The 26,344-nt window shown below is 63.6% G+C and carries 22 protein-coding genes and 4 tRNA genes; 18 read left to right on the plus strand and 8 right to left on the minus strand.

Annotation, left to right across the window (positions count from 1 at the left end; all coding sequences use genetic code 11):
• Positions 1-67: 67 nt before the first annotated feature.
• Complete coding sequence (locus tag BSTEL_RS12280) at positions 68-733, minus strand: ATP-binding cassette domain-containing protein (RefSeq protein ID WP_162178966.1); 666 nt, start codon at positions 731-733, stop codon at positions 68-70.
• Complete coding sequence (locus BSTEL_RS12285) at positions 730-909, minus strand: hypothetical protein (RefSeq protein WP_034526478.1); 180 nt, start codon at positions 907-909, stop codon at positions 730-732. Before BSTEL_RS12285 ends, BSTEL_RS12280 begins: the two co-directional genes overlap by 4 nt.
• Before the next feature lie 188 nt (positions 910-1,097).
• Here BSTEL_RS12285 and BSTEL_RS12290 point away from each other — a divergent pair, with 188 nt between their 5' ends.
• Positions 1,098-1,406, plus strand: coding sequence for a hypothetical protein (locus BSTEL_RS12290; protein ID WP_034526479.1), 309 nt, complete (start codon positions 1,098-1,100; stop codon positions 1,404-1,406).
• 22 nt (positions 1,407-1,428) lie between these two features.
• Positions 1,429-1,614, plus strand: coding sequence for a hypothetical protein (locus tag BSTEL_RS12035; protein WP_156963119.1), 186 nt, complete (start codon positions 1,429-1,431; stop codon positions 1,612-1,614).
• A gap of 65 nt (positions 1,615-1,679) precedes the next feature.
• Here BSTEL_RS12035 and BSTEL_RS11305 read toward each other — a convergent pair whose 3' ends face one another.
• Complete coding sequence (locus BSTEL_RS11305) at positions 1,680-2,225, minus strand: TetR/AcrR family transcriptional regulator (RefSeq protein WP_051922767.1); 546 nt, start codon at positions 2,223-2,225, stop codon at positions 1,680-1,682.
• A gap of 185 nt (positions 2,226-2,410) precedes the next feature.
• On the opposite strand from BSTEL_RS11305, the gene BSTEL_RS02050 reads away from it, so the two are divergent.
• The 4 genes from BSTEL_RS02050 (at position 2,411) to BSTEL_RS12655 (ending at position 7,559) form a co-directional block, all read left to right on the plus strand.
• Positions 2,411-3,823: a DHA2 family efflux MFS transporter permease subunit gene (locus tag BSTEL_RS02050; protein WP_156963120.1), complete on the plus strand. Its 1,413-nt coding sequence runs from the start codon at positions 2,411-2,413 to the stop codon at positions 3,821-3,823.
• A 48-nt stretch (positions 3,824-3,871) separates the two neighbouring features.
• Positions 3,872-4,891 (plus strand): lipocalin family protein, encoded by a 1,020-nt coding sequence (locus BSTEL_RS02055; RefSeq protein ID WP_034526481.1) that lies wholly within the window; start codon positions 3,872-3,874, stop codon positions 4,889-4,891.
• Between the two features lie 378 nt (positions 4,892-5,269).
• Positions 5,270-6,160, plus strand: a complete 891-nt coding sequence (locus tag BSTEL_RS11680; RefSeq protein WP_162178967.1) for a carotenoid biosynthesis protein — start codon at positions 5,270-5,272, stop codon at positions 6,158-6,160.
• A gap of 142 nt (positions 6,161-6,302) precedes the next feature.
• The gene (locus tag BSTEL_RS12655; protein WP_238567602.1) at positions 6,303-7,559 is read left to right on the plus strand and encodes an ISL3 family transposase; all 1,257 of its coding nucleotides are present in this window, start codon (positions 6,303-6,305) and stop codon (positions 7,557-7,559) included.
• 95 nt (positions 7,560-7,654) lie between these two features.
• Here BSTEL_RS12655 and BSTEL_RS02070 read toward each other — a convergent pair.
• Positions 7,655-7,728, minus strand: a tRNA-Pro gene (locus tag BSTEL_RS02070).
• A gap of 73 nt (positions 7,729-7,801) precedes the next feature.
• Between BSTEL_RS02070 and BSTEL_RS02075 the strand changes: the two genes are divergently transcribed.
• The 3 genes from BSTEL_RS02075 (at position 7,802) to aroA (ending at position 11,686) form a co-directional block, all read left to right on the plus strand.
• Positions 7,802-8,971: an ABC transporter permease gene (locus BSTEL_RS02075; protein ID WP_338010569.1), complete on the plus strand. Its 1,170-nt coding sequence runs from the start codon at positions 7,802-7,804 to the stop codon at positions 8,969-8,971.
• 156 nt (positions 8,972-9,127) lie between these two features.
• A complete protein-coding gene (locus BSTEL_RS02080; protein WP_034526486.1) occupies positions 9,128-10,270 on the plus strand; it encodes a hypothetical protein in 1,143 nt (380 codons plus the stop codon).
• A gap of 78 nt (positions 10,271-10,348) precedes the next feature.
• Positions 10,349-11,686, plus strand: coding sequence for a 3-phosphoshikimate 1-carboxyvinyltransferase (aroA, locus tag BSTEL_RS02085; protein ID WP_034526487.1), 1,338 nt, complete (start codon positions 10,349-10,351; stop codon positions 11,684-11,686).
• Between the two features lie 150 nt (positions 11,687-11,836).
• Here the strand turns inward: aroA and BSTEL_RS02090 are convergent, their stop codons facing one another.
• The 3 genes from BSTEL_RS02090 to BSTEL_RS02100 all read right to left on the minus strand — a co-directional run bounded on the left by BSTEL_RS02090 (position 11,837) and on the right by BSTEL_RS02100 (position 17,566).
• Positions 11,837-13,066: an acetate/propionate family kinase gene (locus BSTEL_RS02090; RefSeq protein ID WP_034526488.1), complete on the minus strand. Its 1,230-nt coding sequence runs from the start codon at positions 13,064-13,066 to the stop codon at positions 11,837-11,839.
• A 122-nt stretch (positions 13,067-13,188) separates the two neighbouring features.
• Entirely contained in the window at positions 13,189-14,859 is a 1,671-nt protein-coding gene (gene pta / locus BSTEL_RS02095) for a phosphate acetyltransferase (RefSeq protein ID WP_034526489.1), read from the minus strand.
• Between the two features lie 229 nt (positions 14,860-15,088).
• A complete protein-coding gene (locus BSTEL_RS02100) occupies positions 15,089-17,566 on the minus strand; it encodes a phosphoketolase (protein ID WP_034526492.1) in 2,478 nt (825 codons plus the stop codon).
• Positions 17,567-18,024: 458 nt separating this feature from the next.
• Here BSTEL_RS02100 and guaA point away from each other — a divergent pair, with 458 nt between their 5' ends.
• From guaA to BSTEL_RS02145, 9 genes are all read left to right on the plus strand, one after another.
• Positions 18,025-19,587, plus strand: coding sequence for a glutamine-hydrolyzing GMP synthase (gene guaA, locus BSTEL_RS02105; protein ID WP_034526495.1), 1,563 nt, complete (start codon positions 18,025-18,027; stop codon positions 19,585-19,587).
• A gap of 326 nt (positions 19,588-19,913) precedes the next feature.
• Entirely contained in the window at positions 19,914-21,707 is a 1,794-nt protein-coding gene (locus BSTEL_RS02110; protein ID WP_034526499.1) for an acyltransferase family protein, read from the plus strand.
• A gap of 149 nt (positions 21,708-21,856) precedes the next feature.
• Entirely contained in the window at positions 21,857-22,876 is a 1,020-nt protein-coding gene (locus BSTEL_RS02115) for a ribose-phosphate diphosphokinase (RefSeq protein ID WP_034526500.1), read from the plus strand.
• Between the two features lie 41 nt (positions 22,877-22,917).
• Positions 22,918-22,988, plus strand: a tRNA-Gln gene (locus BSTEL_RS02120).
• Positions 22,989-23,089: 101 nt separating this feature from the next.
• Positions 23,090-24,481, plus strand: a complete 1,392-nt coding sequence (glmU, locus tag BSTEL_RS02125) for a bifunctional UDP-N-acetylglucosamine diphosphorylase/glucosamine-1-phosphate N-acetyltransferase GlmU (RefSeq protein ID WP_034526501.1) — start codon at positions 23,090-23,092, stop codon at positions 24,479-24,481.
• A gap of 82 nt (positions 24,482-24,563) precedes the next feature.
• Complete coding sequence (rsfS, locus tag BSTEL_RS02130; RefSeq protein WP_034526502.1) at positions 24,564-24,947, plus strand: ribosome silencing factor; 384 nt, start codon at positions 24,564-24,566, stop codon at positions 24,945-24,947.
• Positions 24,947-25,657: a histidine phosphatase family protein gene (locus BSTEL_RS02135; RefSeq protein ID WP_051922769.1), complete on the plus strand. Its 711-nt coding sequence runs from the start codon at positions 24,947-24,949 to the stop codon at positions 25,655-25,657. Before rsfS ends, BSTEL_RS02135 begins: the two co-directional genes overlap by 1 nt.
• A gap of 126 nt (positions 25,658-25,783) precedes the next feature.
• A tRNA-Ala gene (locus BSTEL_RS02140) sits at positions 25,784-25,856 on the plus strand.
• Between the two features lie 64 nt (positions 25,857-25,920).
• A tRNA-Ala gene (locus tag BSTEL_RS02145) sits at positions 25,921-25,993 on the plus strand.
• A gap of 141 nt (positions 25,994-26,134) precedes the next feature.
• Here the strand turns inward: BSTEL_RS02145 and BSTEL_RS12660 are convergent.
• The coding region (locus tag BSTEL_RS12660) for a hypothetical protein (protein WP_034526508.1) at positions 26,135-26,344 on the minus strand (210 nt) is incomplete at its 5' end.

The following is a 26,344-nucleotide window of genomic DNA, read 5'->3' on the forward strand; positions in this document are numbered from 1 at the left end:
AGTGTGGCGTAGATGCGCGGATGCGTGTCGAGGTATGTCATGCACTCGTGTTCCATCATTCGGCCTATCATCGCGATATGGTCGAATCCGGCGGGGATGCCTCCACCTGATGCGTGACGAGCAACATCGTGCGCTCGTCCCCTCGCGAGGCCAGCGCCGACAGTTCTCGCAACACCGTTTCACGGCCGCCCAGATCAAGGCCGGTGGTCGGTTCATCGAAGATCAGGAGATTCGCCGGCGAGACGAGCGCGCGTGAGATCATCACCCTCGTGCGTTCGCCTTCGGACAGGTTGCGCCACTGTTTGCCGGCCAGATATGCGATGCCGAGCCGGCGCATCATCGCGTACACCTTCTCGTATGCCTCGTCGGCCGAATCCTTCGTTCCTCGTGGAATCCCCGAGACGACGACCGTGAGCGGGTTCATTCCCGACCCGATGTTGTGCCCGAACGCCGCCGAGACGATGGTCACGCGGGTGCGACGACGCTCCGGGTCCGAGCCCGCGACTGTTCGGTCCCCGAAGACGCGCAGTTCGCCGACGTTGGGGTAGGTGCGCATCGCGATCATTTCCAGCAGTGTGGATTTTCCCACTCCGTTCGGTCCGAGCAGCACCCATCGTCCGCCGGTGGCAATGGTGAGGTTCACGTCGGCAAGGATCGGCCGCCGATTGCGATAGTAGCCCACCGACCGGGCTAGTACCATTGCGTCGTGGGTTGTTTCGCCGAGCATGGTCATCGCCCCGCTTCCGTATTCCGTCCGATGATGATGCCGATGGCGGTCTGTGCGACGGCCAGTACGGCCAGCATGATGAGCACCGTCCGCCATCCCGAGCCGATGCTGGCGACGATGATCCACAGCAGATCGAGCCGCGGCGCGAATGCCAGTCCGAGCGCACCGATGGCCAATGGCACGCTGGCGACGACAACGGCGGCGACCTGGCTCGCCCTTCAGCAGCACGGGGATGAGCAGTCCCATGACGATACCGACGAGCTGGAAGACCGCCAGATGCCAGCCGGTCCGGTCGGCGGGCACGCCGAAGGAGACCTCGATGGTGGGCAGACAGGTGACGCACACGTAATAGTTCACGGATTGCAGCCCCATGAACAGGGTGACGGCCCATGCCTCCGGCCTTTTCCACATGGAGACGCGGAGCCGGGTCTCCGATGCCGTACTCCGTCGGCTGCGGGGCTGCGCATCGGTGGTGGTCTTCGCAGCCGGGGTCGTCCTTCGCGCATTCGCCCGTGAACGCCACAGCCACAGCAGCGTGACGATTCCGGCGGGAATGGCTCAGATGCCGAGCGTGCCCCGCCACCCGATTGCATCGGACAGGGGCAATGTCACGGCCGAGGCGAACGCGGCCATGCCGGTCATGTATGCGGAGTACATACCGGTGGCAAGTGATGTGTGACCGGGGTAAATCGCGTTTGACTATGGCCGGCACCAGAACGTTGCCCACCGCGATCGAGCAACCGATGACGAACGTGCCGGCCCACAATCCGATGGTGCCGCATGCCGAACGGATCACAATGCCGAGCGTCAGGAACACCATCGCGGCCAGCACGGTGCGTTCGATGCCGACGAGGGGATGGGATGACGTTCTGTTATCTGTTCCATGATGATCGACTAGATGATTAAAGAGTATCCGTGTGATGATGCCGTTGATTCGTATAGGGGGTGTTCGTTATCGTCCGTCGGGGATCCGAGCGGCGATGGCGTTGAGGTTTTCGACGACCGCCGCGATGATCTCGTCGTCGCTTTGTCCGCCTTCCAGCTTGAGCAGGCCAAGCGAGTGGAGGGCCCCGGCGATGGAGAAGACGGCGGCGATGCGCTCGCGTTCGTTCGCCGCTCGGGCGGAGTAACGTTCGACGAGCGTCGATTCGATTTTGCGGAACATGGCTTCGGGGCGGCCTGCGAACAGGACGCGCAGATCGTCGATCTGGCTGTCGATGGCCGGTCTCCAGCCATTGAGGAATGCGGGTGGATCGGACAGGATCTTGTCCTTGTCGGGGTAATGCTCCAGCATCGCGTCGATGGTCTCGTCCTCAAGCTTGTCGTTGAGGTCGTATACGTCGAGGTAATGCTTGTAGAACGTGCTCGGGTTGACGAGCGCAAGATCGCAGATGCCCTTGACCTTGACCTTCGAGACCGGAACTCCTGATGCCCGTAGGCGCAGGAACGCCTCGCGGATTGCCTTGCGGGTTTTGACGATGCGCAGATCGGTCACCATGCTCCTTTCGTTCTGCCGGTAGCGTCATTCCCGCTCCGTCCCATAAGCCGTGGGTTGTTCGACGATTCAGGCGAATCATCGAATAAGCGAGAAATGTCGCATATCGGTGGTTGTCATCCGTTGCGTTTCGATAATAATTGATGCTCGTTGAATAATCAATAACTATTGCTTATCGGAGTGTTATTGTGAAACTTGGCATCAACAGAAAACAATGGATCATGGTCATCGTGCTGCTCATGGGCACATTGCTGGCCGTGCTCAACATGTCGGTGGTCACGCCGGCGCTGCCGTCCATCATGAAGGACCTCGGGGTGGATTCCACCACCGTTCAGTGGCTGTCCAGCGGTTATTCTCTGGTCGAGGCGATGGTCATCCCGCTCGCCGCGTTCCTCATGGGGCGCTTCTCCACCCGCAGGCTGTTCATTGGATGCATCTCATTGTTCGCGGCCGGCAGTCTCGTCGCCGCATTCGCGTCGACCTTCCCCCTGCTCATGGTCGGCCGGGTGCTGCAGGCCCTGTGCACCGGCGCGATCATGCCGATGGTCACCGCGGTGATCCTGCTCGTGTTCCCCAAGGAAAGCCGCGGTACGGCAATGGGTATCACAGGACTCGTCGTCGGTTTCGCCCCGGCGCTCGGCCCGTCCGTCTCCGGCGTGATCATCGACTCGTTCGGCTGGCGCACGCTGTTCTTCATCATGGTGGCAGTCTCGCTGATCGTCATCGCGTTGGCCGCCGTCTACCTGCGTAACTTCGACGGCTTCCAACCGGGTGCGTTCGACCTTGTCTCCGTGCTGCTCTCCTCGGTCGGTCTGGCATGCCTGTTGTACGGGCTGTCCACGTTCACGTCCACCGGCAACATGATGCTCACCGTCTCGCTGATCGTCGTCGGTGTGCTGCTCGTGGCCGTGTTCGTGCGCCGACAGCTCAAGGCGAAGGAACCGATGCTGCGCGTCGGAATCCTCGCCAACCGCACCTATGCGCATTCGGTGATCATCGTGGCATGCATGCAGGCGGCCCTCATGGGTTGCAACGTCATGGTGCCGATGTTCATCCAGACCGTGCTCGGCGCATCCGCCACCGCCAGCGGGCTCGCCATGCTTCCCGGCGCCCTCATCGGCGCATGCTGCGGCATCGTCTCGGGCCGCATGTTCGACAAATACGGCATCCGCAAGGTCGCCCTGCCCGGCCTGACGGTCATGACCATCGGCGGCGTGCTCATGGCTCTGCTCGGCGCGGACGCCTCGGTCATCCTCACGGCATGCGCCTACACCGTGCTCTACGCGGGACTCATGTTCGCCATGACCCCGGTGAACACCTGGGGCATCAACGCGCTCGACAACGAAAACATCGGACACGCGCAAAGCGTGACCAACACCGTCGGACAGATCGCCTCCTCGATGGGCACAGCCCTCATCGTATCCATCTCCGCGCTGTCCACCACCCTCGCGCCCACCGCCACCGGACACGCGCAATCCATACTCGGCTCGACGCTGGCATTCGCCGCCATCGCGGTCATCCTCGCGGTCGCCCTCATCACGGCGCTTCTGGCGACTCGAACGCACCGAGGCACGACGAAACGGACTCTCGTCGGACAGTGACCGAACCGACAACGCATCAACAGACACGGAACCAAAACGAAACGAGACATGATGAACACCACGAACAACTCGCTGACCCACAACATCCGCACCTTCCACCACGGCACCGAACCGCTGGTGGATCCCATCCAAGACACATTCATACGCACCGACAAAGCCGGCAACTCATGGTTCTGGGTCGGTCATTTCGAGACGGGCGGCCACACCCTTGACTTCATGTACCACGTCAGCGTCCTGCAGGTCTCCAAATACCTGCCGGTGCGCATGATCAACAGCGTGCTGTCCATCACCGATGAGACCGGACGCATCTACCGTCACGAAGACCGCTTTTACAAGGTCAGACGAGGACAGGTCGCAGGCCAGGGACTGCACATCCACACCGACAAGGACGTCATCGAAGGCGACCTCGACAACATGCGCATCGCATCGGCCATGCCGGACGGATCCATCTACCTCGACCTGCACGGCACCGGATACCCACTCTACAGTCTCGGTACCGGCTACTTCCAGATCGCCGGAGTGGCCAACTACCAATACTCGTTCCCGCACATGGCCGCCAAAGGCGTCATCACTCTCGGCGGCCAGCGCCACGAGGTGGAGGGAATGGTATGGATGGACCGTCAGTTCGCCGGCATGCCCAAAGGCAGAAGCCTCAAGGACGGCTACAACTGCAAATGGCTGTGGATGAACCTCTGCTTCGACAACGATCCCGACGTGATCAGCCTATGGGGTGTAACCGAACTGGCCACCGGCAGCGAACATTGCTGGGCCAGCGTCCTGCACGAGGACGGCACCCAATCTTCCGCCGGCGTGGATCCGATGGTCGGCGACTCCTTCAACGTGTGGGAAAGTCCTGTGACCGGCATGAAATACCCGACCGGATGGACTATCTCCATCCCCGAATGGGAAGCGAAACTCACCGTCACATCCATCATGGACGAACAGGAAATCGCTTCGCCGAACCCCTCAGGACGCAAATACGAAGGCGCAAGCCAAGTGGCCGGCACCTACCGAGGACACTCGGTGACGGGCCACTGCTGCCTCGAACTCGTCGGAGGATGGAACTGACAACACCGGCCCATCCTCCGAAATCACCGGCGTCGGGCCGATTCCGCCAACCCGCCGAAGAAAGCCACAGCCCAACGGGCTGGTGAACAAGGGATTCGGAATGGGCACGGAATAGCCTTTCGGGGGCTCTCGCACAAGTTAAGCCCGTCTCGCGCACAACACGAGACGGGCTTGACTCCTTGTTTTTATTTAATCCATAAAAACCTCCATAAATTAGCAACCATTCAGCGAAAAGATAGTTTAAACCACTGTACATTTAAATTGCCGACTGAGATTAAACAACTATAGTTGTATTATTATTGTAAATTAATTACTATGGGAAGTCAAGATAGTTTTAAATATCAACTGACTTTCCAGGAACAGGAGAGGACTTTTAATATGGATAACAAGCAAATGCAAATCAGGAAAGCAATTCTTGACAAATCATGGATTATCTGTGTGGTTGCAGTGATTGGCGCACTGATTTCAGCGATTTTAATGCCGGATAAGGGACCGATACCGGCGTTTGTCATTATGTTTTTCTTTGCTATTGTTCACGGAAATGCCCGTTATGGATGGAAAAATATGCTTATTTTCTTTGCCATATACTTTGTGTTGAGTATGTGCCTGGAGACCTGCAGTACGATCACAGGATTTCCATTCGGCGCTTATTCTTATACGGCAGTGGAAAACAGTGGCAATGTATCGTTTGGTGTCGGGATATTCTATTTTGACTTAGGCTATCTTTCCTGGACGATTGCTTCTATTCTTCTTGATGGAGCAGACTGGAGACTGGATAAAAAAATAAATCTGTTTGCTATGCCTATTGTTGCATCGACAGTTATGACGGTAGTTGACCTTGCTACTGATTTTACATCGTCCACTGTGCAGCATATCTGGAACTGGGGAGAAGGCGGTGGTTTCTACGGTGTTCCGTACACAAATTTTCTTGGCTGGAGTTTTGTCACCTGGCTGTGCGCACAAGTATTTGCTTTTGTATTACGCAGACAGCAGGAAAATATTCTTCCGACACATAACAAGAGGAACTTTTTATGGCCTGTTCTGGCATATGGTTCTATGGGACTTAACCTGATCATCGTTTATTTTGTTCCCGGAGAAACGGGAACTGTGATGGATGAAAGGGGAGTTGCATGGCAGATTTCTGATATGCGGGAGGCGGCATTACTGATAGCATTTTATACTGTGGTATTTATTGCGGTCTTTGCTCTTTTCAAAATGGGGCGAGGTGATTTGAAAGAAAAACCGGATCAGGAGATTGCAAATCAGTAATACATATTTGAAGAAATTTTAGGCGCTGTTGTTGTTTTCGTGGGTGTGGGTTCGTCGTTGAGCCGTTGAGGGGGGTAAGAGAAGAGCGCTTCCTGGGTAGGATGTTCATCGACCAAGAAAAACAACAACCAAAAAGCGCCTGATGAACAGCATATTCAACCAGCTCCTCAACGTTAAAGGCACGGTCGTCGAGGACGCGCGGATCGTCGACTCGCCGCTGCGCCCCACGCCCGTGCTCGAAATCCGCGTGCGCCCGCGCAGGGGCATGCTCCGATGCTCGAGGTGCGGCAGACGTCGTCGTGGTTACGACCAGGGCGGCGGCGCGCGTCGCTGGAGGCACCAGGACTTCGGCTGCTGGCGCGTCGAACTGGTCGCCTCGATGCCGCGCGTGGACTGCCCGAAGTGCGGCGTGGTGGTCGCCCGGGTGCCGTGGGCCGAGCCCGGCAGCCGGTTCACGCGTGATTTCGAGACGGAATGCGCATGGCTGATGACCGTCGCCGACCAGAAGACCGTCAGCGGGTTCCTGCACATCGCATGGCGCACCGCGGGCGACATCGCCCATAGGGTCGCCGAGCGGTTGAAAGCGTCGATGCCGTCGCCGTTCGACGGGCTCACCGCGATCGGCGTGGACGAGACCAGCTACCGGAAGGGCCACACGTATTTGACCGTCGTCGTCGACCATGAGCGCCGTCGGGTGATCTGGGCGCACGACGGATACGGCAAGGACGTGTTCGACCTGTTCTTCAAGGCCCTCGCACCCGAACAGCGCGCCTCCATCCGCGTGGTCACCGGCGACGGGGCGCGTTGGATCGACTCGTGCGTCGCCGAGCACTGCCCGAACGCGGAACGCGTATTGGACGGCTTCCATATCGTCTCCTGGACGACCGGCGCGCTCGACCGGGTCAGGAAACGCCTGTGGAACGACGCGAGACGCGCCGGCGACGAGGAGACGACCAAGCGCATGCGCGGCGTCAAATACGCCGTCCTGAAGAACCCCGACGACCTGACCGACAAGCAATCCGAGGCGTTCGACGCGTTGAGGAACACGGATCCCAAAGGCCAGCTCTACCGCGCCTGGCGGCTCAAGGAACTCCTCGGGACCCTGCTCAGACACCCCCTCGACCGGGCATGCGGCGAACTGAACCACTGGGTGTTCCGGGCGTCACGCTCACGCATCCCCGAGATCGTCGAACTCGCCAGGAAGATCAGGAGACGTCGCCCCGACATCCTGCGCACGATCGAACTGGGCTACTCCAACGCCAGGCTCGAAGCATTCAACAACCGGATCAAAGTCACCATCCGCATGGCCTACGGCTTCCACCACGTCACCAACCTCATCGCGCTCGTCATGCTCCGATGCGGCGGACTCGACATCCACCTACCCACACCGACAATCTAACCCACGAAAACAGCAGAAGCCTCAATTATGTTAACGAGCAGCCTCGAAGCAAAACAAAGAAGCCCTACATCCCAAGCGGGAGTAGGGCTTTCGGGTCGGGCTGACAGGATTTGAACCTGCGACATTCTGCTCCCAAAGCAGACGCGCTACCAAGCTGCGCTACAGCCCGTCGTGCCTTTGCCGAAGCAGGCACAATCAGTCATTGTACAATACAGGTGGACGTGACGCGAACGGGAGGAGTCATGGAACGGATGGTCATGGGCCGCCACCAGCGCGCCGAGACGGGCGGGCTCGTCGCTTTCATCCTGTGCGCGTTCGCCGGCGCCGTCGGCATGAACCTGTATCTCGAATACGCGCCAGCCATCTGGCAGGTCACGCAACGTCGCTTCTCCGTATGCTCCGGCATCGTCGCCGCCTGCGCGGTCCTCTCCTTCTGCTCCGGATACATGAGCCATTCGCGCTCGATGACGCTCAAGGCCGGATGGCTCGTGCCGTTGCGCCGCACCTTCGAGACGCTCGCCTTGTCCGTTGTGTACGCGGCCACCACGTTCCTTTCCACGTTCGCGCTGCTCGGCGCCATCAACGAGATGATGGGCACGCTGTTCGTCGGCTACATGTCGTCCGTGTGCGCCGCGTTCGCCGGCGTCGTCGGCTACATGACGTTTGTGCAGGCGGAGATGATGAGCGCGAAGACCCTCGCCTCGCTCCTGCCGTTCTTCGTCGTCTCCGGCGTGTGCGTCGCCGGACTCACCACCGACGACCCGTACTGGTACCACAACAACTTCTCCCAGCTCGGCGACCGCACCACGTTCGCCGCCACCATGTTCAACTCGACGCTCATGCTCGCCGGCGTATGCGTCATCATCGTCAGCTACTTCGCCGTGTCCGAGCTCGTCACCACCGAACGGCTCATGAGACTCTGGCACGACCGCACGCGCGACGACCCGAACCGCGGCTACGACATCCCGCACTTCGCCCTGCGCATCGCCGTGCTCTCCGCCCTGCTCACCGTCTCCGGACTCGCGTTCATCGGCATCGGCGCGTTCCGATACACGCCCCACAATCTCATGCACAACATCTGCGCGAAGGGCCTGCCGTTCGTCATGCTCGTCCTGTTCCTCATGCTGCCGTGGCTCGCCCCGCGCATCAGCAAGGTCGTCATGGTCGGTTCCGATCTGGCGGCGCTCCTGTGCGCCGGATTCTGGGGGAACATGATGCTCGGCCACAACACGCTCACCAACGTGGAGGCGCTCGCCGGCATGTTGTTCCTCGGATGGTTCATCGTGTTCTCGCGGCAGATCGCCGCCATCGAGGCGGACCGCGTCTCGATGGAGCTCGTGCACGCGCAGACCGCCGAACAGCGTGAGCGGCGCGAGCGCATGCCCGAGTCCCGTATCGCCTCCGATCGGTGACGCGTGACATGCGGTAGGCGTGCCGCGCGTCACCGGTGACATGGACGACATGTCGCCGTCGTCTCTCGCAAGTACACTGGACTTTCGCAATCGCATGGACGCATGGGCCGCATCGCGCCGCGTTTCCCGCCACCCGCCAGACAGAGGGAGAAGGTTATGACTGACGACAAGCAGGGTGAAGACTCGTCCGAGGACGTGCGGAGCCGCGGTGAGGAAACGACCGTCATCCCTCCTCTCGACACGACCGCCGAGCCGTCGGAACCCGCTGTCGCGTCCGTCGCCGAGAACCTGTCCGATGTCGCCGGCTCGGCGGCCGATGCGTATACGCACGACACGACGGGCAATGCCCGCGATGCGGCGTCGACGGATACGGGAGCGCGGGACGTCGATGCCGCCTCCCGCCCGGACGATTCCCGCGACCCGCTCGAAGCTCCCGACTTCGACACGCTCGTCGCCCCCGTCGAACTTCCGCGTCGCCGTCCGCCGGCGCTCGCCGTCGTCGGCATCGTGGTCGCCGTCGTCGCGGTGATCGCGCTCGTCGCCGTGCTCGTCGTCGTCCGTCCGTTCGGTTCGGTGCGCGCCTCCGACTATTCGGCGGGAACGCAGAAGACGGTCACCATGCAGCAGCAGTACGAGAAGACCTCCGCCGCGATCGACGACGCGCTCGGCTTCCTCTACTCGCAGGACACCGCGTATGACGCGCAGAAGGTGAGCAAGCTGAAGGTGCAGGCGACGAAGCTGCGCGAATCGGCCGCCTCGTTCGCCGATCTCAGGGCCAACAAGGATACGGACGTCTCCGCCGCCTACGAGTCGTATGTGCGTCAGGCCGACCGGTTCGCGGAACTGTCCGCGAATCTCGCCGACTCCGCGGAAGCATTGTCCACGATGAACGACGCGTGCGGGAACACGCCGAGCGGCACCGTGTACGACAGCGACTTCGCCACCCAGTACGAGCAGTACATCGCCTCCTGCCGCACGTCGGCGGAACCGTTGGCGAAGGCGAAGGCGAAGGTCGTCTCCGAATTCTCCGGCACGCTCACCCAGTCGCTCGACCAGATGGCCTCGGTGGTCGAGCAGATCAAGGCGCTCGGCGACCCGTCCGCCATCAAATCCGGTTCCGACCAGGCGCAGCAGCTGCAGTCCCTGTCCTCGCAGCTCGTCGACCTCGACGCCTCCTCGGGTGCGATCAACGATTTCCAGGACAAGCTCCGTCAGTCGCGTGAGAACGCGAACCCGTCCACGCTGCTGCAGAAGCTCAACGCGACGCTCAAGCAAGGCTACGAGGCGCAATCCAGGTAAGACGCAGCAAGTAACGGAGACGCGGCGGGTACGGACGCATCCACCCGGTTCGGCCATGATGCCGATACGATGGGTGGCATGATCGAATCGCAGAAGAACCTGTGGGCCGCGCCGAAGGCGGACGGCCCGTTGCATGCCGTCGTCACCATTCCCGGCAGCAAATCCCTGTCCAACCGGTATCTGATCCTCGCCGCATTGGGGGCCAAACCGGTCACGCTCGTTGGTCTGCTGCGCTCGCGCGACACCGAACTGATGATGGGCGCATTGGAGGCGCTCGGCGTGACCTGTGCCGTCGATCCGAGCAATGAGACGACCGTCACCGTCACGCCGCCCGCCGACGGACGATTCCATGGCAACGTGGACGTGTATTGTGGACTCGCCGGCACGGTGATGCGTTTCGTGCCCGGACTTGCCCTGTTCGCCGACGCCCCGGTGCGCTTCGACGGCGACGAACAGGCGTATGCACGCCCGATGAAGCCGGTGCTCGACGGTCTCGAACAACTGGGGGCGACGGTCGAATACCACGGCGAGGAGGGCTTCCTGCCGTTCACCGTCACACCACCCGCCGCGCTTCCCGCCGAATCCGCGCACGTGTCCATCGACGCGTCCGGGTCGTCGCAGTTCATCTCCGGTCTGCTGCTCGTCGGATCGCGCCTGCCGGGCGGTCTCACGCTCACGCATACGGGGGAGAAGACGCCGAGCCTGCCGCACATCCGCATGACCGTCGCCGACGTGAACGGCGCCGGGGGAGCGGCGTCCGCCGACGAGACGGCGCGCGTGTGGACCGTCTCGCCGCGCGCGCTGCAGCTGCCGGAACGCGTGGTCGTCGAACCGGATCTGTCGAACGCGGCGCCGTTCCTCGGCGCGGCGCTCATCGCCGGCGGCACTGTGCGTGTGCCGCACTGGCCGGTCGAGACCACGCAGCCGGGCGGTCTCCTGCCCGGCTATCTGGAACGCATGGGGGCGACCGTCACCTTCCCCGAAGAGGATGGCGTGCGCTACTGTCAGGTCACGTCCGACGGCACGATTCGGGGTCTCGGCGATTTTGATCTGACCGCGGCCGGCGAGATCGCGCCGTCGCTCGCCGCGATTCTCGTGTTCGCCGACGCGCCGACGCGCATGATCGGCATCGGACATCTGCGCGGCCACGAGACGAACCGTCTGGAGGCGCTCGTCACCGAAATCCGACGTATCGGCGGCGAGGCGGAGGAGCTGCCCGACGGCATCGCGATCACGCCGGGGCCGCGAGGAAACCTGCATGGCGCGGTGATGGAATCCTACGCGGACCATCGCATGGCCACGTTCGCCGCGATGATCGGTCTCGCGGTGCCGGGCGTTCATGTCGTCGACGTGGAGACCACGCGCAAGACGCTGCCCGACTTCGTCGGCATGTGGCGCGGCCTGCTGGGGGAGTAGCAGGGCGTCGGAGCCACTGAGATGCCCGTCGCCAAGACGGAAACGAATGTGGTTATGGGAAGGCCCCTGACACTCGACGGAGTGCCAGGGGCCTTCCCATCATGCCGGCTACGATCTATGCGACCCGCCGGACACGCTCAAGCGATGGACTCACTTGGTGAACGTGTTGCCGTAGGTGTCCTCGCCGGCCTCGGCGATGGCGGCGGACTTGCGGGCGATGGCCAGCTCCTCGTTCGTCGGGATGACGGCGATGACCACGGAGGAGTCCGGGGTGGAGATGACGCGCGGCTCCTTGGAGCGGGTCGCGTTCTTCTCCTCGTCCAGCTTCACACCGAACGGGGCGAGCTTGTCGCACACCATCTTGCGCACGATGTCGTCGTTCTCGCCGACGCCGGCGGTGAAGGTGATGACATCGCAGCCGCCCATCTGGTAGGTGTAGTTGCCGATGTAGCTCACGATGCGGTGCACGTAGACGTCGAGGGCCAGCTTGGCGTCCTCGTTGCCCTCAGCCACCAGACGGTGAACTTCGCGCAGGTCGCCGAAGCCGGTCATGCCGGTCATGCCGGAGCGCTTGTTGAACAGGGCGTCCAGCTCGTCCACGTTCATGTGGGCGTTGCGGATCAGGTGGAAGACCACGGCCGGGTCGATGTCGCCGGTACGGCCGCCCATGACGAGGCCTTCGAGCGGGGTGAGGCCCATGGAGGTCTCGACCGGCTTGCCAGACACCTCGGCGGAGGCGGAGGCGCCGTTGCCGATGTGTAGGACGATCTGCTTGAGACCCTCGGCCGGCTTGCCGACGACCTCGGGCACCACGGAGGAGATGAACTCGTGGGAGGTGCCGTGGGCGCCGTAGCGGCGGATGTGGTACTGGTCGGCGATTTCCTTGTTCAGCGCGTAGGTGCTGGCGGCCTTCGGCAGCTGGAAGAAGAAGGAGGAATCGAAGACGAAAATCTGCGGCACGTCCGGCAGCAGGGAGCGCATGACTTCGGCGCCCTTGGCCTCCGGGCCGTTGTGCAGCGGGGCGAGGACCGCCAGATCCTTGACCTGGTTGATGGTCTTGTCGGTGACGAGGGCCGGCTTCGGGAAGAGGGAGCCGCCCTGGACGACACGGTGGCCGACGGCGACGATGCCCGCGTCGGCGAGCTTCGGGCCATACTCCTCGAAGAAGCCGAGGACGCGCTTCAGACCCTGCTCGTGGTCGTGGATCGGCTCCTCGAGCTCGTGCTTCTCGCCGTTGTACTCGTGCTTGTAGTGGCCGTCGATCGGCTCGCCGATCTTCTCGACGAGGCCGGAAGCGAGACCCTCGCCGGTCTCGAGGTCCACCAGCTGGTACTTGATCGAGCTGGAGCCGGAATTGATGACAAGGACGGTTTTCGCCATTGTGGGCATCCTCCATTGTGGTTGTCGTACCGTGGAACACGGCTTTCCAAGTGTTTAGAATACTCGCTGCTTGCTACAAAACGCGGGCCTCCCGTTGTTCGACGGAAGGCCCGCGTGAACGTTCACTGCGCGGTGACGGCGGTGAGGGCGACGGTGTTGATGATGTCCTGCACCAGCGCGCCGCGGCTCAGATCGTTGACCGGTTTGTTGAGGCCCTGCAGCACCGGGCCGATGGCGAGGGCGCCGGAGGAGCGCTGCACGGCCTTGTAGCCGATGTTGCCGGCGCACAGGTCGGGGAACACGAACACGTTGACGTGGCCGGCGACGTCGTCGCCCTTGGCCTTCGTGGCGGCCACGGTGGGCGACCAGGCGGCGTCGAACTGGATGGAGCCGACGACCGGCAGGTCCGGGGCCTTCTCCTTGACGAGCTTCGTGGCTTCCTCGACGACGTCGACGTCCGGACCCTTGCCGGAGCCGAGCGTGGAGTAGGAGAGCATGCCGACCTTCGGGTCGATGCCGAACGCCTTGGCGGTCGCCGCGGACTGGATGGCGATCTCGGCGAGCTGCTCGGCGGTCGGGTTCAGGTTGATGGCGCAGTCGGCGAACACGGCCACATGATCCTTGAAGCACATGAGGAACGCGCCGGAGACGAGTTTCTGGCCGGGCTTGGTCTTGATGACCTGCAGGGCCGGGCGCACCGTGTTGGCGGTGGAGTTGACGGAGCCGGAGACCAGGCCGTCCGCGTAGCCGAGCACGACGAGCATCGTGCCGAAGTAGCTGGCGTCCTTGAGCTGCTTGCGGGCCTGCTCCTCGGTCATGCCCTTCTTGGCGCGTAGCTCGCACAGCTTCTCGACCATGGGCTTGAGGATCTCCTCGTCGTCCATGGACTGGAAGCGGGCGCGGTCGAGGTACTTGAGTCCGAGCTCCTTGCCGCGCGCGAGAATGGCGTCCTTCTCTCCGACGATGATGAGGTTCACGGCTTCGCGTTCGAGCAGGAAGTCGGCCGCCTTGATGATGCGGTCCTCCTCGCCCTCCGGCAGGACGATCGTCTTCTTGTTCGTCTTGGCTTTGCCGATCAGGCCGTACTGGAACGCGTAGGGGGTGATCGGGAAGTCGACGTCCACGTCGAGCGCGGCGAGCACCTCCTCGGTGGGGGCGTTCGCGCGGAACGTCTCGAGCGCCAGCGTCTTGTTGGATTCGTCGGTGAACGGCACCTGCGGGATCGTCCACACGGGCAGGCCGTACTTGGCGAGGATCTGCTTGACGGAGAACGCGTGGCGCGGCTCGCAGCCGGTCACGAAGATGCCGAGCACCTTGTTTCCGGCGGCCTCCATGCCCTCGATGGACAGCTTCACGGTCTCGTCCAGCTCGTCCGGCCAGCGGTCGATGGTGCAGATGGACAGGAACACGCCGGCCTGCAGGTCGGCGGCCACGTTCGCGTTGAACTCGTAGGTGGTCGGATCGTTGACGTGCGACTTGTCGGTGCCGACGATGAGCGCCGCGTCCGCGCGGGAGACGGCGAGGGCGTCGTTGAAGGCGCCGACGATGTCGCCGCGGGCGGTCTCCTTGTCGGCACGAACTTTGTGGATGTCGAGGCCGGTGGACAGGGCGACGCCGAGGCCGGCGTTCGAGGCGGCGAGCAGCACCGGGGTGAAGTGGTCGTGGTTGGACACGGCGGGGCGGAACACCATCGTCTTGTACTTGGAGGTCAGCGCGTTGAGGACGCCGTACGCGACGACGTTGCGGCCGTTGGCGCCTTCCGGACTTGCGATGTATACACGGGTGACGGTCACTGGTGTCAGTCTCCTTTGATGATTCAGTGCGGATGTACCACCCCTTATTGTAGCGGCGCTTGTTATCGCTCACGTCCGTGTTGCCGGGAAAAACGCGGAAAGTTGCAGGAGGATGCACCGGAATATGCGGCAGGGCGTCTGGTACGCGAATGAGGGGTCGGGTTCTTTTGAACCCGACCCCTCATTTCAGCCCTTACGGGATGCGATCACCTCGTGGAGAGGTGGCGCGTCACTCGTTGTCGCCGGCGGTGGCGGCGGTGGCGGTGATGGCGCCCTTCTCGGAGGTGTTCAGGCCGGAGTACACCCAGTCGGTGTAGTCCGGGTGATCGTAGCCGTTGTCGACCGCGAACTGGAAGGCTTCCAGACGGAAGTCCTCGAGCTTCTTGATCTCATCGGCGTACTTGTCGGCGTCGATCATGCGCAGGGCCTCGGCGGTCAGCTCGTAACGATCGATCTCGTTCACGCGAACCATGTCGTACGGCGTGGTGGTGGAGCCTTCCTCCTCGTAGCCGTGGACGTTGAAGTTGTCGTGGTTCGGACGATCGTAGATCAGGCCGCGCACGTCGTGGGCGTAGGAGTGGTACGCGAACAGCACCGGCTTGTCGGCGGTGAAGATGTCGGCGAACTCCTCGTCGGACAGGGCTTCGTCGTTCTCCTTGGCGGACTGCAGAGCGAGCAGGTCCACCACGTTGACGACCTTGAACTTGATGCCCATGGCCTTGAGCTTGTCGGAGGCGGCCATGATCTCCTGGGTCGGGACATCGCCGGCGGCGGCAAGCACGATCTCGGCCTCATCGTTGGACTTCGCGGTGGAGGCCCAATCCCAAGCGGCGGCACCCTTCTCGAGCTCGGCGCGAGCCTCGTCGAGGGACAGCCAGGTGGCGGCCGGCTGCTTGCCGGCGATGATGGCGTTGATCTTGTTGGTGGACTTGTAGCACTTCTCGGCGATGGCCAGCAGCATGTTCGCGTCGGTGGCGAAGTAGATGCCGATGACGTGGTCGTTGTGGAAGCACTTGTTCAGCAGCAGGGAGGTGACACCCGGATCCTGGTGCGAGAAGCCGTTGTGGTCCTGGCGCCAGACGTGGGAGGAGACCAGCAGGTTCATGGACGCGATCGGCTTGCGCCACGGGATCTCACGAACGGTGGCCTCGAGCCACTTGGCGTGCTGGTTGAGCATGGAGTCGATCACGTGCACGAAGGACTCGTAGGAGCTCCAGATGCCGTGGCGGCCGGTGAGCAGGTAGCCCTCCAGGAAGCCTTCCATCTGGTGCTCGGACAGCTGCTCGACGACCTGGCCGGAGACGTGCATGTGCTCGTCGACCTCGTCGGAGATGTAGCCGGCGTCCCACTGCTTGTTGGTGACCTCGTAGGAGGCCTGCAGACGGTTGGAAGCGGTCTCATCCGGTCCGAAGATGCGGAAGTCGTGCGGGTTGTTCTTGATGATGTCGCGGGTGTAGACGCCCAGACGACGGGTGGCCTCGAGCTGGCCCCAGCCGTGGCCGTACTTCTCGACTTCCTTGACGGCGTAGTCCTCGAGGTTCGGGAGCTTCAGGTCGTCGCGGATCACACCACCGTTGGCGTTCGGGTTGGCGCCGATGCGCAGCTCGCCCTTCGGCATGAAGGCGAGGACATCGTCCTTGACGGCGCCGTTCTCGTCGAACAGCTCCTCCGGCTTGTAGGACTCGAGCCAGTTCTTGAGGACCTCGAAGTGGGCCTCGGTGTCGCGGGCGGAGGCCAGCGGCACCTGGTGGGAACGCCAGGAGCCCTCGGTCTTCTTGCCGTCGATGTACTTCGGGCAGGTCCAGCCCTTCGGGGTGCGGAAGATCAGCATCGGGTAGAACGGACGGTGCACGTTGTCCGTGTTGGCCGCGGACTTGATGTCGCAGATCTCGTCCCAGATGGACTCGAAGAGCTCGGCGAAGCGACGGTGGATGGACATGTGGTCCTCATCGTCGAAGCCGGCGACGAACTCGTACGGCTCGTAGCCCATGCCGTGGAAGAACTCGTGGAGCTCCTCGTCGGAGATGCGGGACAGGATGGTCGGGTTGGCGATCTTGTAGCCGTTGAGGTGCAGGATCGGCAGCACGATGCCGTCGGTGCGCGGGTTCACGAGCTTGTTGGACTGCCAGCCGGTGGCCAGCGGGCCGGTCTCAGCCTCACCGTCGCCGACGATGGCCGGGACGAACAGGCTCGGGTTGTCCATGATGGCGCCGTAGGCGTGGGACAGGGCGTAGCCCAGCTCGCCACCCTCGTGGATGGAGCCCGGGGTCTCCGGAGCGAAGTGGGACGGGATGCCGCCCGGGTAGGAGAACTGGCGGAAGAACTTCTGAAGACCGGCTTCGTCCTTGGTGATCTTCGGGAAGGTCTCGGTGTAGGTGCCGTCCAGGTAGGACTGCGAGGTGCCGGCCGGGCCGCCGTGGCCCGGGCCCATGATGATCACGGTGTTCTGGCCGTGGTCGGCGATGAAGCGGTTGATGTGGCCGATCAGGAAGTTCAGGCCCGGGGTGGTGCCCCAGTGGCCGACCAGACGGTGCTTGACGTCCTCGCGGGTGAAGGGCTCCTTCATCAGCGGGTTGCTACGCAGGTAGATCTGGCCGATGGAGAGGTAGTTGGCAACGCGCCAGTACTTGTCAACGCCTTCGAGGGCCTCCTCGGAAACCGGAGCGTTCAGCTTCTTCCAAGGGGTGCCAATAACAGGACTCGTCATGTGTACTCCTGTACTCCTGCGCGCCGATCGTGCGATCGTCGCGCGATTGATTATTTCCACTCGGTCGCGGTGCCTCATAGCCTTGCGGTCATGCGGTTTCCGCTCCCAATCACTCGTTATGGTACGAGGACAACGCGACTTTTGAACGATTTCTTGCGGGTGTGTTCGGAATTGTTTCGATTTTTGCTGGTTTTGTGTGAATTGCCCGTGCGATTGTGCACATCGAAATTGTCCGACGACACGATGAAAACGTTGGAATCCCGCTGGAAACAAGGGATTATCCCGATGCGTCCACGTTCGTTTCGTTATGTTCACTCCCGGCGTGTTGACAACGCCGTCATGTGTAGAAAGTGCGTTTTCCGCACAGAAAATACGTCGTTTCGCCTTGTCTCGTTCGGCAGGGATAATAAGGCCGCAAGTCATCAAGTTACATCCCGATAAACGTTAGGGGAATTTCCATGGCAACAGGTCCTGTGCTCGTCGTCGACTTCGGCGCCCAGTACGCCCAGCTCATCGCCCGCCGCGTCCGCGAGGCCAACGTGTACTCCGAACTCGTGCCCCACTCGATGCCCGTCGACGAGATGCTGGCCAAGGATCCGAAGGCGATCATCCTCTCCGGCGGCCCCGCCTCCGTGTTCGAGCCCGGCGCCCCGCGCGTCGACAAGAAGCTCTTCGAGGCGGGCGTGCCCGTGCTTGGCATCTGCTACGGCTTCCAGGCCATGGCCTACGCCCTCGGCGCCGATGTCGACAAGGCCGCCCTCGGCGAATACGGCAAGACCGAGACCACGATCGACCACGCCGACGCCATCCTCGCCGGCTCCCCGGCCGAACAGAGCACGTGGATGAGCCACGGCGTCGCCGTCAAGACCGCGCCCGTCGGCTTCGAGGTCCTCGCCCACACCGAAGGCGCGCCCGTCGCCGCCATGGCCGACGAGTCGCGCAAGCTCTACGGCGTGCAGTGGCACCCCGAAGTCAAGCACACTCCGCTCGGCCAGAAGCTCATCGAGACCTTCCTCCACGACTGCGCCGGCCTCGGCTCCGACTGGGACGCCTCCTCCATCATCGAGGACCAGGTCGCCAAGATCCGTGAGAAGGTCGGCGACGCCGAAGTGATCTGCGGCCTGTCCGGCGGCGTCGACTCCGCCGTCGCCGCTGCCCTCGTCCACAAGGCCATCGGCGACCAGCTCACCTGCGTCTTCGTCGACCACGGCCTGCTCAGGAAGGGCGAGGTCGAACAGGTCAAGCACGACTTCGTCGAAGCCACCGGCATCCGCCTCATCACCGTCGACGCCGCCGACGACTTCCTCGACGCCCTCAAGGGCGTCTCCGAGCCCGAGCGCAAGCGCAAGATCATCGGCGAGAAGTTCATCCGCACCTTCGAGAAGGCCCAGCGCCAGGTCCTCGAAGAGGCCGGCGCCCGCGGCAAGGAAGTCAAGTTCCTCGTGCAGGGCACCCTCTACCCGGACGTCGTCGAATCCGGCGGCGGCGACGGCGCGGCCAACATCAAGAGCCACCACAACGTCGGCGGACTCCCCAAGGACATCAAGTTCCAGCTCATCGAACCGCTGCGCACCCTCTTCAAGGACGAGGTCCGCGCCATCGGCACCGAACTCGGCCTGCCCGACGAGATCGTCTGGCGCCAGCCGTTCCCCGGCCCCGGCCTCGGCATCCGCATCGTCGGCGAGATCACCCGCGAACGCCTCGACGTCCTGCGCGAAGCCGACGCCATCGCCCGCGAGGAACTCACCAAGGCCGGCCTCGACCGCGACATCTGGCAGTGCCCAGTCGTCCTCCTCGCCGACGTCCACTCCGTCGGCGTCCAAGGCGACGAACGCACCTACGGCTCGCCCATCGTCCTTCGCCCCGTCTCCTCCGAAGACGCCATGACCGCCGACTGGTCCCGCGTCCCCTACGACGTGCTCGCCGCCATCTCCACCCGCATCACCAACGAATGTCGCCAGATCAACCGCGTCGTGCTGGACTGCACTTCCAAGCCGCCGGCAACCATCGAATGGGAGTGAAATCCGGTGATGGAGCGTCAGCCGCGTTGCTCCTCGGTCGACGTGCCTTCGCACGCCTTCCCTCGGTGCGCCTTGCTGCCGCACGCATCACCGGATTCCACTGAGGACGGCGGTATCCGCACGCATCCCGCGATTCCTGAGTGAATGACGAAAGGTCCGGAACGTTCCGCACGTTCCGGACCTTTTTTGAATGTGGCGTGAATGACGACGCGGGGAAGGCGTGTTGGTGGGGGAGGGTTACTAATGTGTCACTGTCTGCGGTTTGACGCCGCGGGACCATAGAGAGAGTCAGAGAACCAAGAACAAGAAGAAATAGAGCAGTCATCGTGGCACGTCGGCATTTCGTCGGATTGGACGGCATCAAGGGGCTCGCCCTCATCGCCATCATCCTGTATCACTGCGAGCAGTCATGGCTCCCCGGAGGATTCTACGGCGTGGACGTGTTCCTCACCGTCTCCGGGTTCCTCGCCGCCATCAGCCTGTTCACCCGTCTGAAGGCGGGGGAGGGGCTCGGCCTCGAACGCTACTGGCCCAGGCGGTTCGACCGCCTCTACCCGGCGCTCGTGCTCATGATTCCCGCCGTCTCCTTCGCCGCATGGTGCCTCGACAAGGACCTCCTCGTCCGCATCCGCGACCAGATCGTCACCGTGGCGCTCGGCTGCTACAACTGGTACGCCATCGCCAGCGGCAACAGCTACTTCGGCCAGATGAACCCCCAGCTGCTCCGGCACCTGTGGTTCGTCTCCGTGCTCATGCAGCTCTACCTCGTCATCCCGATCGTCGCATGGTTCATGCACCGCATCCGGCACACGCATTGCGCCCTGCTCGTGCCGCTCGCCATCGCCGTCGGCAGCGCCGCGTCGATGAACCTCATGTACACGCCCGGCACCGACCCCACGCGCGTCTACTTCGGCACCGACACGCACGCCGCCGGGTTCATGCTCGGCGTCGCGCTCGCCTGGATCGTCGTCAACCGGCGCATCGCCGTCGGCGACCACCTGCCGTGGGCCGTGCGCGCACGCCGCGTCCTCGCGCCCGTCGTCGCGTTCATCGCCGCCATCGCGCTCATCGACATGGCGATCCGCGGCGACCAGGACGCCGACGCGTTCCAATGGGGCATCCCGCTCGCCAGCGTGCTGTCCATCCTGCTCATCGCCGGCACCGTGCAGACCGACTCGTGGATGCAATCCCAGTTCGTGTTCCGCCCGCTCGCCCTGCTCGGCCGCTACTCGTACGGCATCTACCTGTGGCATTGGCCCGTATGGCTCATCGTCGCCGCCATGCTGCCGCGCCTCGTACCCGGCAAAGGCACGCACCTGTGGGTGCTGCCCGTCACGCTCGTCATCACCCTCATCGCCACCGCCGCCTCGTGGATCCTCGTCGAACGGCCCGCCGCCCGCGGCGGCATCAGCTCGATCATCGTGCCCGGTCCCGGATGTACGTGGCGCGACGTCGTGCGCGCCGTCGCCTCCGTCATCGTATTGCTGCTCGTCGTCGCCGGCGGCGTGGTCGCCATGCGCGACGCGCCCGGGAAGACCTCCGTCGAGATCGCACTGGAACGTCAGACCGCCCGACTCGCCGCCGAACAGGCGCTCGGACGCGCGCAGGTCCCCACGCCGCGCAAACCGCCGCACACCATGCCCACCGGCGACCAGATCACCGCCGTCGGCGACTCCGTCATGCTCGCCAGCGCCAAAGGCATGCAGGAGGTGTTCCCCGGCATCGACCTCGACGCGGCCGTGTCGCGCTCCAGCTTCGCCGGATTCGGCATCGTCTCCGGCAAGGGCGCGGGCCTGCGGCAGTGGGTCGTGCTCGGCCTCGCCACCAACGGCCCCATCCCGCCCGAACAGCTCGACCAGTACCTGAACATGGTGGGCCCCGACCGCGTGCTCGTGCTCGTCAACGCGCACGGCGACCGCACGTGGATCCCGCAGAACAACCAGCTGCTCCAACAGTTCGCCGCCGCCCACCCGGACAACGTGATCGTCGCCGACTGGGACTCCGCGGCCGCCGCCAACGCATCCCACCTCGCCGCCGACGGCATCCACCCCGACGGAGGCGACTACTACGCGCAGGCCGTCAAACAGGCCATCCAGGCGTGGATCGACGCCGGCCACTGAGCCGGCCGCCGAGCCCGCCGCCGTCACGTCTCCGCAACGGAACCGCCCCGGCCGCCACGCCCCGACGCGTGGCCGCCGGGGCGGTCGGCTATGGCCATTACACTTGAATTCCGTCCATTGATAACTGCAAACAACGTTTGGGAGATACGGTGAGCGCAATCCTCGAAGGGAAGCCCGACAAGAACCTTATTCTCGTCACGGGAAGGATTCATCCGAAACTCGCGCAGGACGTCGCCGACCAGCTCGGCATCGACGTGCTCGAAACCACCGCATACGACTTCGCGAACGGCGAGATGTACGTGCGCTACACCGAATCGGTCCGCGGCGCCGACGTGTTCGTGCTGCAAAGCCACTACAAGCCGATCAACAAGGCGATCATGGAGCAGCTCATCATGATCGACGCGCTCAAGCGCGCCTCCGCCCGCTCCATCACCGCCGTCTGCCCGCTGCTCGGCTACTCGCGCCAGGACAAGAAGCACCGCGGCCGCGAGCCCATCTCCTGCCGTCTCATCTTCGACCTGCTCAAGACCGCCGGCGCCGACCGCATCATGTCCGTCGACCTGCACGCCGCCCAGTCCCAGGGCTTCTTCGACGGTCCCGTCGACCATCTCATCGCCATGCCGGTGCTCGTCGACTACATCCGCGACCGTTTCCAGGGCCAGCTCGACAACGTGACCGTCGTCTCCCCGGACGCCGGCCGCATCCGCGTCGCCGAACAGTGGGCGCAGCGTCTCGGCGGCGGCCCGCTCGCCTTCGTGCACAAGACGCGCGACATCACCCGTCCGAACCAGGCCGTCGCCAACCGCGTCGTCGGCGACGTCAAGGGCAAGGACTGCGTGCTCGTCGACGACCTCATCGACACGGCCGGCACCATCGCCGGCGCGTGCAAGGTGCTGCGCGAGGCGGGCGCGAAGTCCGTCACCGTCGTCGCCACGCACGGCGTGCTGTCCGGCCCCGCCGTCGAACGCCTCAAGGAGTGCGGCGCGCGCGAGGTCGTCCTCACCGACACCGTGCCGATCCCCGAGGAGAAGCGTTGGGACGGTCTGACCGTCCTGTCCATCGCCCCGCTGCTCGCCGGCGCCATCCGCGCCGTGTTCGAAGACGGCTCCGTGGCCGAACTGTTCGACACGTACCCCGAACATCACGGCCAGGGTTTCCTTTTCGCCTGACCTTATGGTATAAATAAACACTTGGCGGCGAACGCCGCCGGTCCCCCATGGTGTAATGGCAGCACACGGGCCTTTGGAACCCTTTGTCTTGGTTCGAATCCAGGTGGGGGAACGCCTACACCGCAATAGACGGCCGTCCGGCTCATCCGGGCGGCCGTCTATCGTTAGGTGCTGGAAACAGATGACACGCCAAGTGAAGGGAACGACACGCTTATGGCATCCTCGGCAGTGACCGCCGCAATCATCCTCGCCGCGGGAGAAGGCACCCGCATGCGATCCAAGAAGCCGAAGGTGCTGCACACCTTCGCCGGCAAGACCTTCCTCAACCGCGTCATGGACTCCGTGAAGGCGCTCGACCCCGCCACCCTCGCCGTGGTCGTCCACTTCCAGGCCGAACGCGTCGCCGCCGCCGCCCGCTCCTACGACGAGGACGTCACCATCGTCAACCAGGACGACATCCCCGGCACCGGACGCGCCGTGCAGTGCGCGATGGCGCAGCTCGCCGAGAACGGCCCTCTCGCCGGCCCCGTGCTCATCGCCGCCTCCGACATGCCGCTGCTCGACGCCGACACGCTCTCCAAGCTCGTCGCCTTCCACAACGAATCCGGCAACGGCGCCACCGTGCTGACCACCGTGCTCGACGATCCGACCGGCTACGGCCGCATCATCCGCGACCGCGAGGGCAACGTGCTGCGCATCGTCGAACAGAAGGACGCGAACCGCAGCGAACTCGCCGTGCAGGAGGTGAACACCTCCGTGTACGTGTTCGACGCCGAACTGCTCGCCCGCGCCATCGCCGACCTCAAGTCCAACAACGCGCAAGGCGAGTTCTACCTCACCGACGCGCTGGAGACCGCCCGCGCCAACGGCAAGGTCGGCGCGTTCACCGCCCCCGACCCGCTGAGCGTCGAAGGCGTCAACGACCGCGTGCAGCTCGCCGCGCTCGCCAAGGCGCATAACCGTCGCGTGTGCGAGGCGTGGATGCACTCCGGCGTCACCATCCTCGACCCGGAGACCACGTGGATCGAAGATGACGTCGAGATCGGCCGCGACGCGACCATCCTGCCCGGCACGTTCCTGCAGGGCCATACGGTCATCGGCGAAGAGGCGGTCGTCGGACCGTACTCGACGCTCATCGACGCGACCGTCGACGCCGAGGCCGTCGTCGAACGCTCCCGCGTGCAGGAATCCCACATCGGCCGCGCCACCAACATCGGCCCGTGGACGTACCTGCGTCAGGGCAACGACTTCGGCGAGGAGGCGAAGGCCGGCGCCTTCGTCGAGATGAAGAAGGCGCACATCGGCAACGGCACCAAGGTGCCGCACCTGAGCTACGTGGGCGACGCGCAGCTCGGCGACCACACGAACGTGGGCGGCGGCACCATCACCGCCAACTACGACGGCGTGCACAAGAACCGCACGACGATCGGCGCCGGATGCCACATCGGCGCCGGCAACCTGCTCGTCGCGCCCGTCGAGGTGGGGGACAACGTCACCTCCGGCGCGGGCTCCGTCATCCGCCACGCCGTGCCCGACGACACGATGGTGTATTCGGAGAACACGCAGCACAACGTCGAAGGCTGGAAGCCCGCCTGGGAGCGCTGACCGCGCCCGACGGGACGACGGACGACAAAGCCGCGACCCCATCACGACCAATTTTGACCACGCAACAGACACGAGGAGATTCATGACCGCACTGCAGTCATCCATCGACGACATCCGCATCGCCGCCGAGGCGGCCGACCGCGTCAAGGCGACTGACATCGTCGCCTATGACGTGACCGGGCCGCTCGGCATCACCGACATCATGATGATCGCCGGCGCGTCCAACGAGCGTCAGGTGCTCGCCGTCGCCGAGGAGATCGAGAAGGACCTCTACCTCAAGTGCGACGGGCGCAAGCCGCGCGACCGCGAAGGCCTCACCGAAGGCCAGTGGGTGCTGCTCGACTACGGCGACTACGTGATCCACGTGATGCACGAGGAGTCTCGCGAATTCTACGGACTGGAGCGTCTGTGGCGTGACTGCCCGCAGATCGACCTGGAGCTCGCGCACCCGGAAAGCGCCGAATGATGGTCCGCCACGTCAGGAACGTCTTCCTCGTCCGGCACGGACGCACCTCCTACAATGCGGCGCACAAGCTGCAGGGGCAGGTCGACATCCCGCTTGACGCCGTCGGCCGCTGGCAGGTCGTCCAGACCGCGGCCGCGCTGAAGTCCCTGTACGTCGACCGGATGCCGAACGTGACCGGCCGTCTCATCGTCGCCTCCGACCTGAGCCGCGCCCATGCCACCGCGCAGGCGTTCGCCGACGCGCTCGGAGGGGCGGACGCGGGCGTCGAGGTGCATGACGACGAGCGCGTGCGCGAACGCAGCTTCGGCGAATGGGACGGTCACGCCGTCGCCGAACTCGCCGAACGCTACCCGGAGGACTTCGCCTCGTGGCGCCTGCACGGCGGCGGCGAACTCAAATACGGCGCCGAACCGAAAAGCCACGTGGGTCGTCGTGGCGTCGAGGCATTGAACGATTGGGCCACGCGCGCGGGATCCGACACCGATCTGTTCGTGTTCTCCCACGGCGCGTGGATCTCCCAGACGCTGCAGACCTTGCTCGGACTCGACAAGGTCGATCCCACGTTCGGCTCGATCGTCTCGATGCGCAACGCGCACTGGGTGCGGCTCACCCTGATGGACATGCCCGACGGCACGTTCCGCTGGCGTCTCGCCGAATACAACCACGGCCCCGCCATCGCGGACACGCCCGAATGGGAGAGGGAACGCTGAGCCGATAAGACGATTGTCGTCCGCATGTCGCAACCGCGACACGCGGACGACACGCGTTATTTGCCGAATCGGGTTCTTCGTCGTAATGTATACGAGGTTCGTTTGAGCGGGCCGATAATCGAATACGGGGCTATGGCGCAGCTGGTAGCGCATCTCCATGGCATGGAGAGGGTCAGGGGTTCGAATCCCCTTAGCTCCACGAAACGAAAACGGGTGGTTATCCGGGTTTCGTTCAGGCCGGCTTTCGGCCGATAATCGAATACGGGGCTATGGCGCAGCTGGTAGCGCATCTCCATGGCATGGAGAGGGTCAGGGGTTCGAATCCCCTTAGCTCCACAATCACAACAAAGGCCCGCAGGATTCATCCTGCGGGCCTTTCGCATTGTGTATGCCCTCGTCGGTTGGGAATCATGCCTATCACTATGCCCCCGCTGGCGGGGGCTGTCGGCGAAGCCGACTGGGGGTGGTCATCGCCAATCAATCATCGGCCCAGATCACCCCAGTCGGCTCTGCCATCAGTTCGTCGTTCCGGAGGATTCGCCGCTCGTCGAACCCGACGACGTGGATCCGGAACCGGTCGACCCGGACGAGCTGGAACCGCTGGATTCGCCGCTGGTCGACCCGGACGAGCTGGAACCGGAACCAGTGGAACCGGAYTCGGATCCGGTCGTGCCGTTGCCGGTCGAC

Origin of the sequence: Bifidobacterium stellenboschense (assembly GCF_000741785.1) — a bacterium.
Taxonomy (GTDB): domain Bacteria; phylum Actinomycetota; class Actinomycetes; order Actinomycetales; family Bifidobacteriaceae; genus Bifidobacterium; species Bifidobacterium stellenboschense.

Bases quoted from the DNA above. Each gene is read 5' to 3' on its own strand.
- BSTEL_RS12280 (WP_162178966.1), bottom strand. From the start codon at position 733: ATGACCATGCTCGGCGAAACAACCCACGACGCAATGGTACTAGCCCGG.
- BSTEL_RS12290 (WP_034526479.1), top strand. From the start codon at position 1,098: ATGAACAGGGTGACGGCCCATGCCTCCGGCCTTTTCCACATGGAGACG.
- BSTEL_RS12035 (WP_156963119.1), top strand. From the start codon at position 1,429: ATGGCCGGCACCAGAACGTTGCCCACCGCGATCGAGCAACCGATGACG.
- BSTEL_RS11305 (WP_051922767.1), bottom strand. From the start codon at position 2,225: ATGGTGACCGATCTGCGCATCGTCAAAACCCGCAAGGCAATCCGCGAG.
- BSTEL_RS02055 (WP_034526481.1), top strand. From the start codon at position 3,872: ATGATGAACACCACGAACAACTCGCTGACCCACAACATCCGCACCTTC.
- BSTEL_RS11680 (WP_162178967.1), top strand. From the start codon at position 5,270: ATGGATAACAAGCAAATGCAAATCAGGAAAGCAATTCTTGACAAATCA.
- BSTEL_RS12655 (WP_238567602.1), top strand. From the start codon at position 6,303: ATGAACAGCATATTCAACCAGCTCCTCAACGTTAAAGGCACGGTCGTC.
- BSTEL_RS02075 (WP_338010569.1), top strand. From the start codon at position 7,802: ATGGAACGGATGGTCATGGGCCGCCACCAGCGCGCCGAGACGGGCGGG.
- BSTEL_RS02080 (WP_034526486.1), top strand. From the start codon at position 9,128: ATGACTGACGACAAGCAGGGTGAAGACTCGTCCGAGGACGTGCGGAGC.
- aroA (WP_034526487.1), top strand. From the start codon at position 10,349: ATGATCGAATCGCAGAAGAACCTGTGGGCCGCGCCGAAGGCGGACGGC.
- BSTEL_RS02090 (WP_034526488.1), bottom strand. From the start codon at position 13,066: ATGGCGAAAACCGTCCTTGTCATCAATTCCGGCTCCAGCTCGATCAAG.
- BSTEL_RS02100 (WP_034526492.1), bottom strand. From the start codon at position 17,566: ATGACGAGTCCTGTTATTGGCACCCCTTGGAAGAAGCTGAACGCTCCG.
- guaA (WP_034526495.1), top strand. From the start codon at position 18,025: ATGGCAACAGGTCCTGTGCTCGTCGTCGACTTCGGCGCCCAGTACGCC.
- glmU (WP_034526501.1), top strand. From the start codon at position 23,090: ATGGCATCCTCGGCAGTGACCGCCGCAATCATCCTCGCCGCGGGAGAA.
- rsfS (WP_034526502.1), top strand. From the start codon at position 24,564: ATGACCGCACTGCAGTCATCCATCGACGACATCCGCATCGCCGCCGAG.
- BSTEL_RS02135 (WP_051922769.1), top strand. From the start codon at position 24,947: ATGGTCCGCCACGTCAGGAACGTCTTCCTCGTCCGGCACGGACGCACC.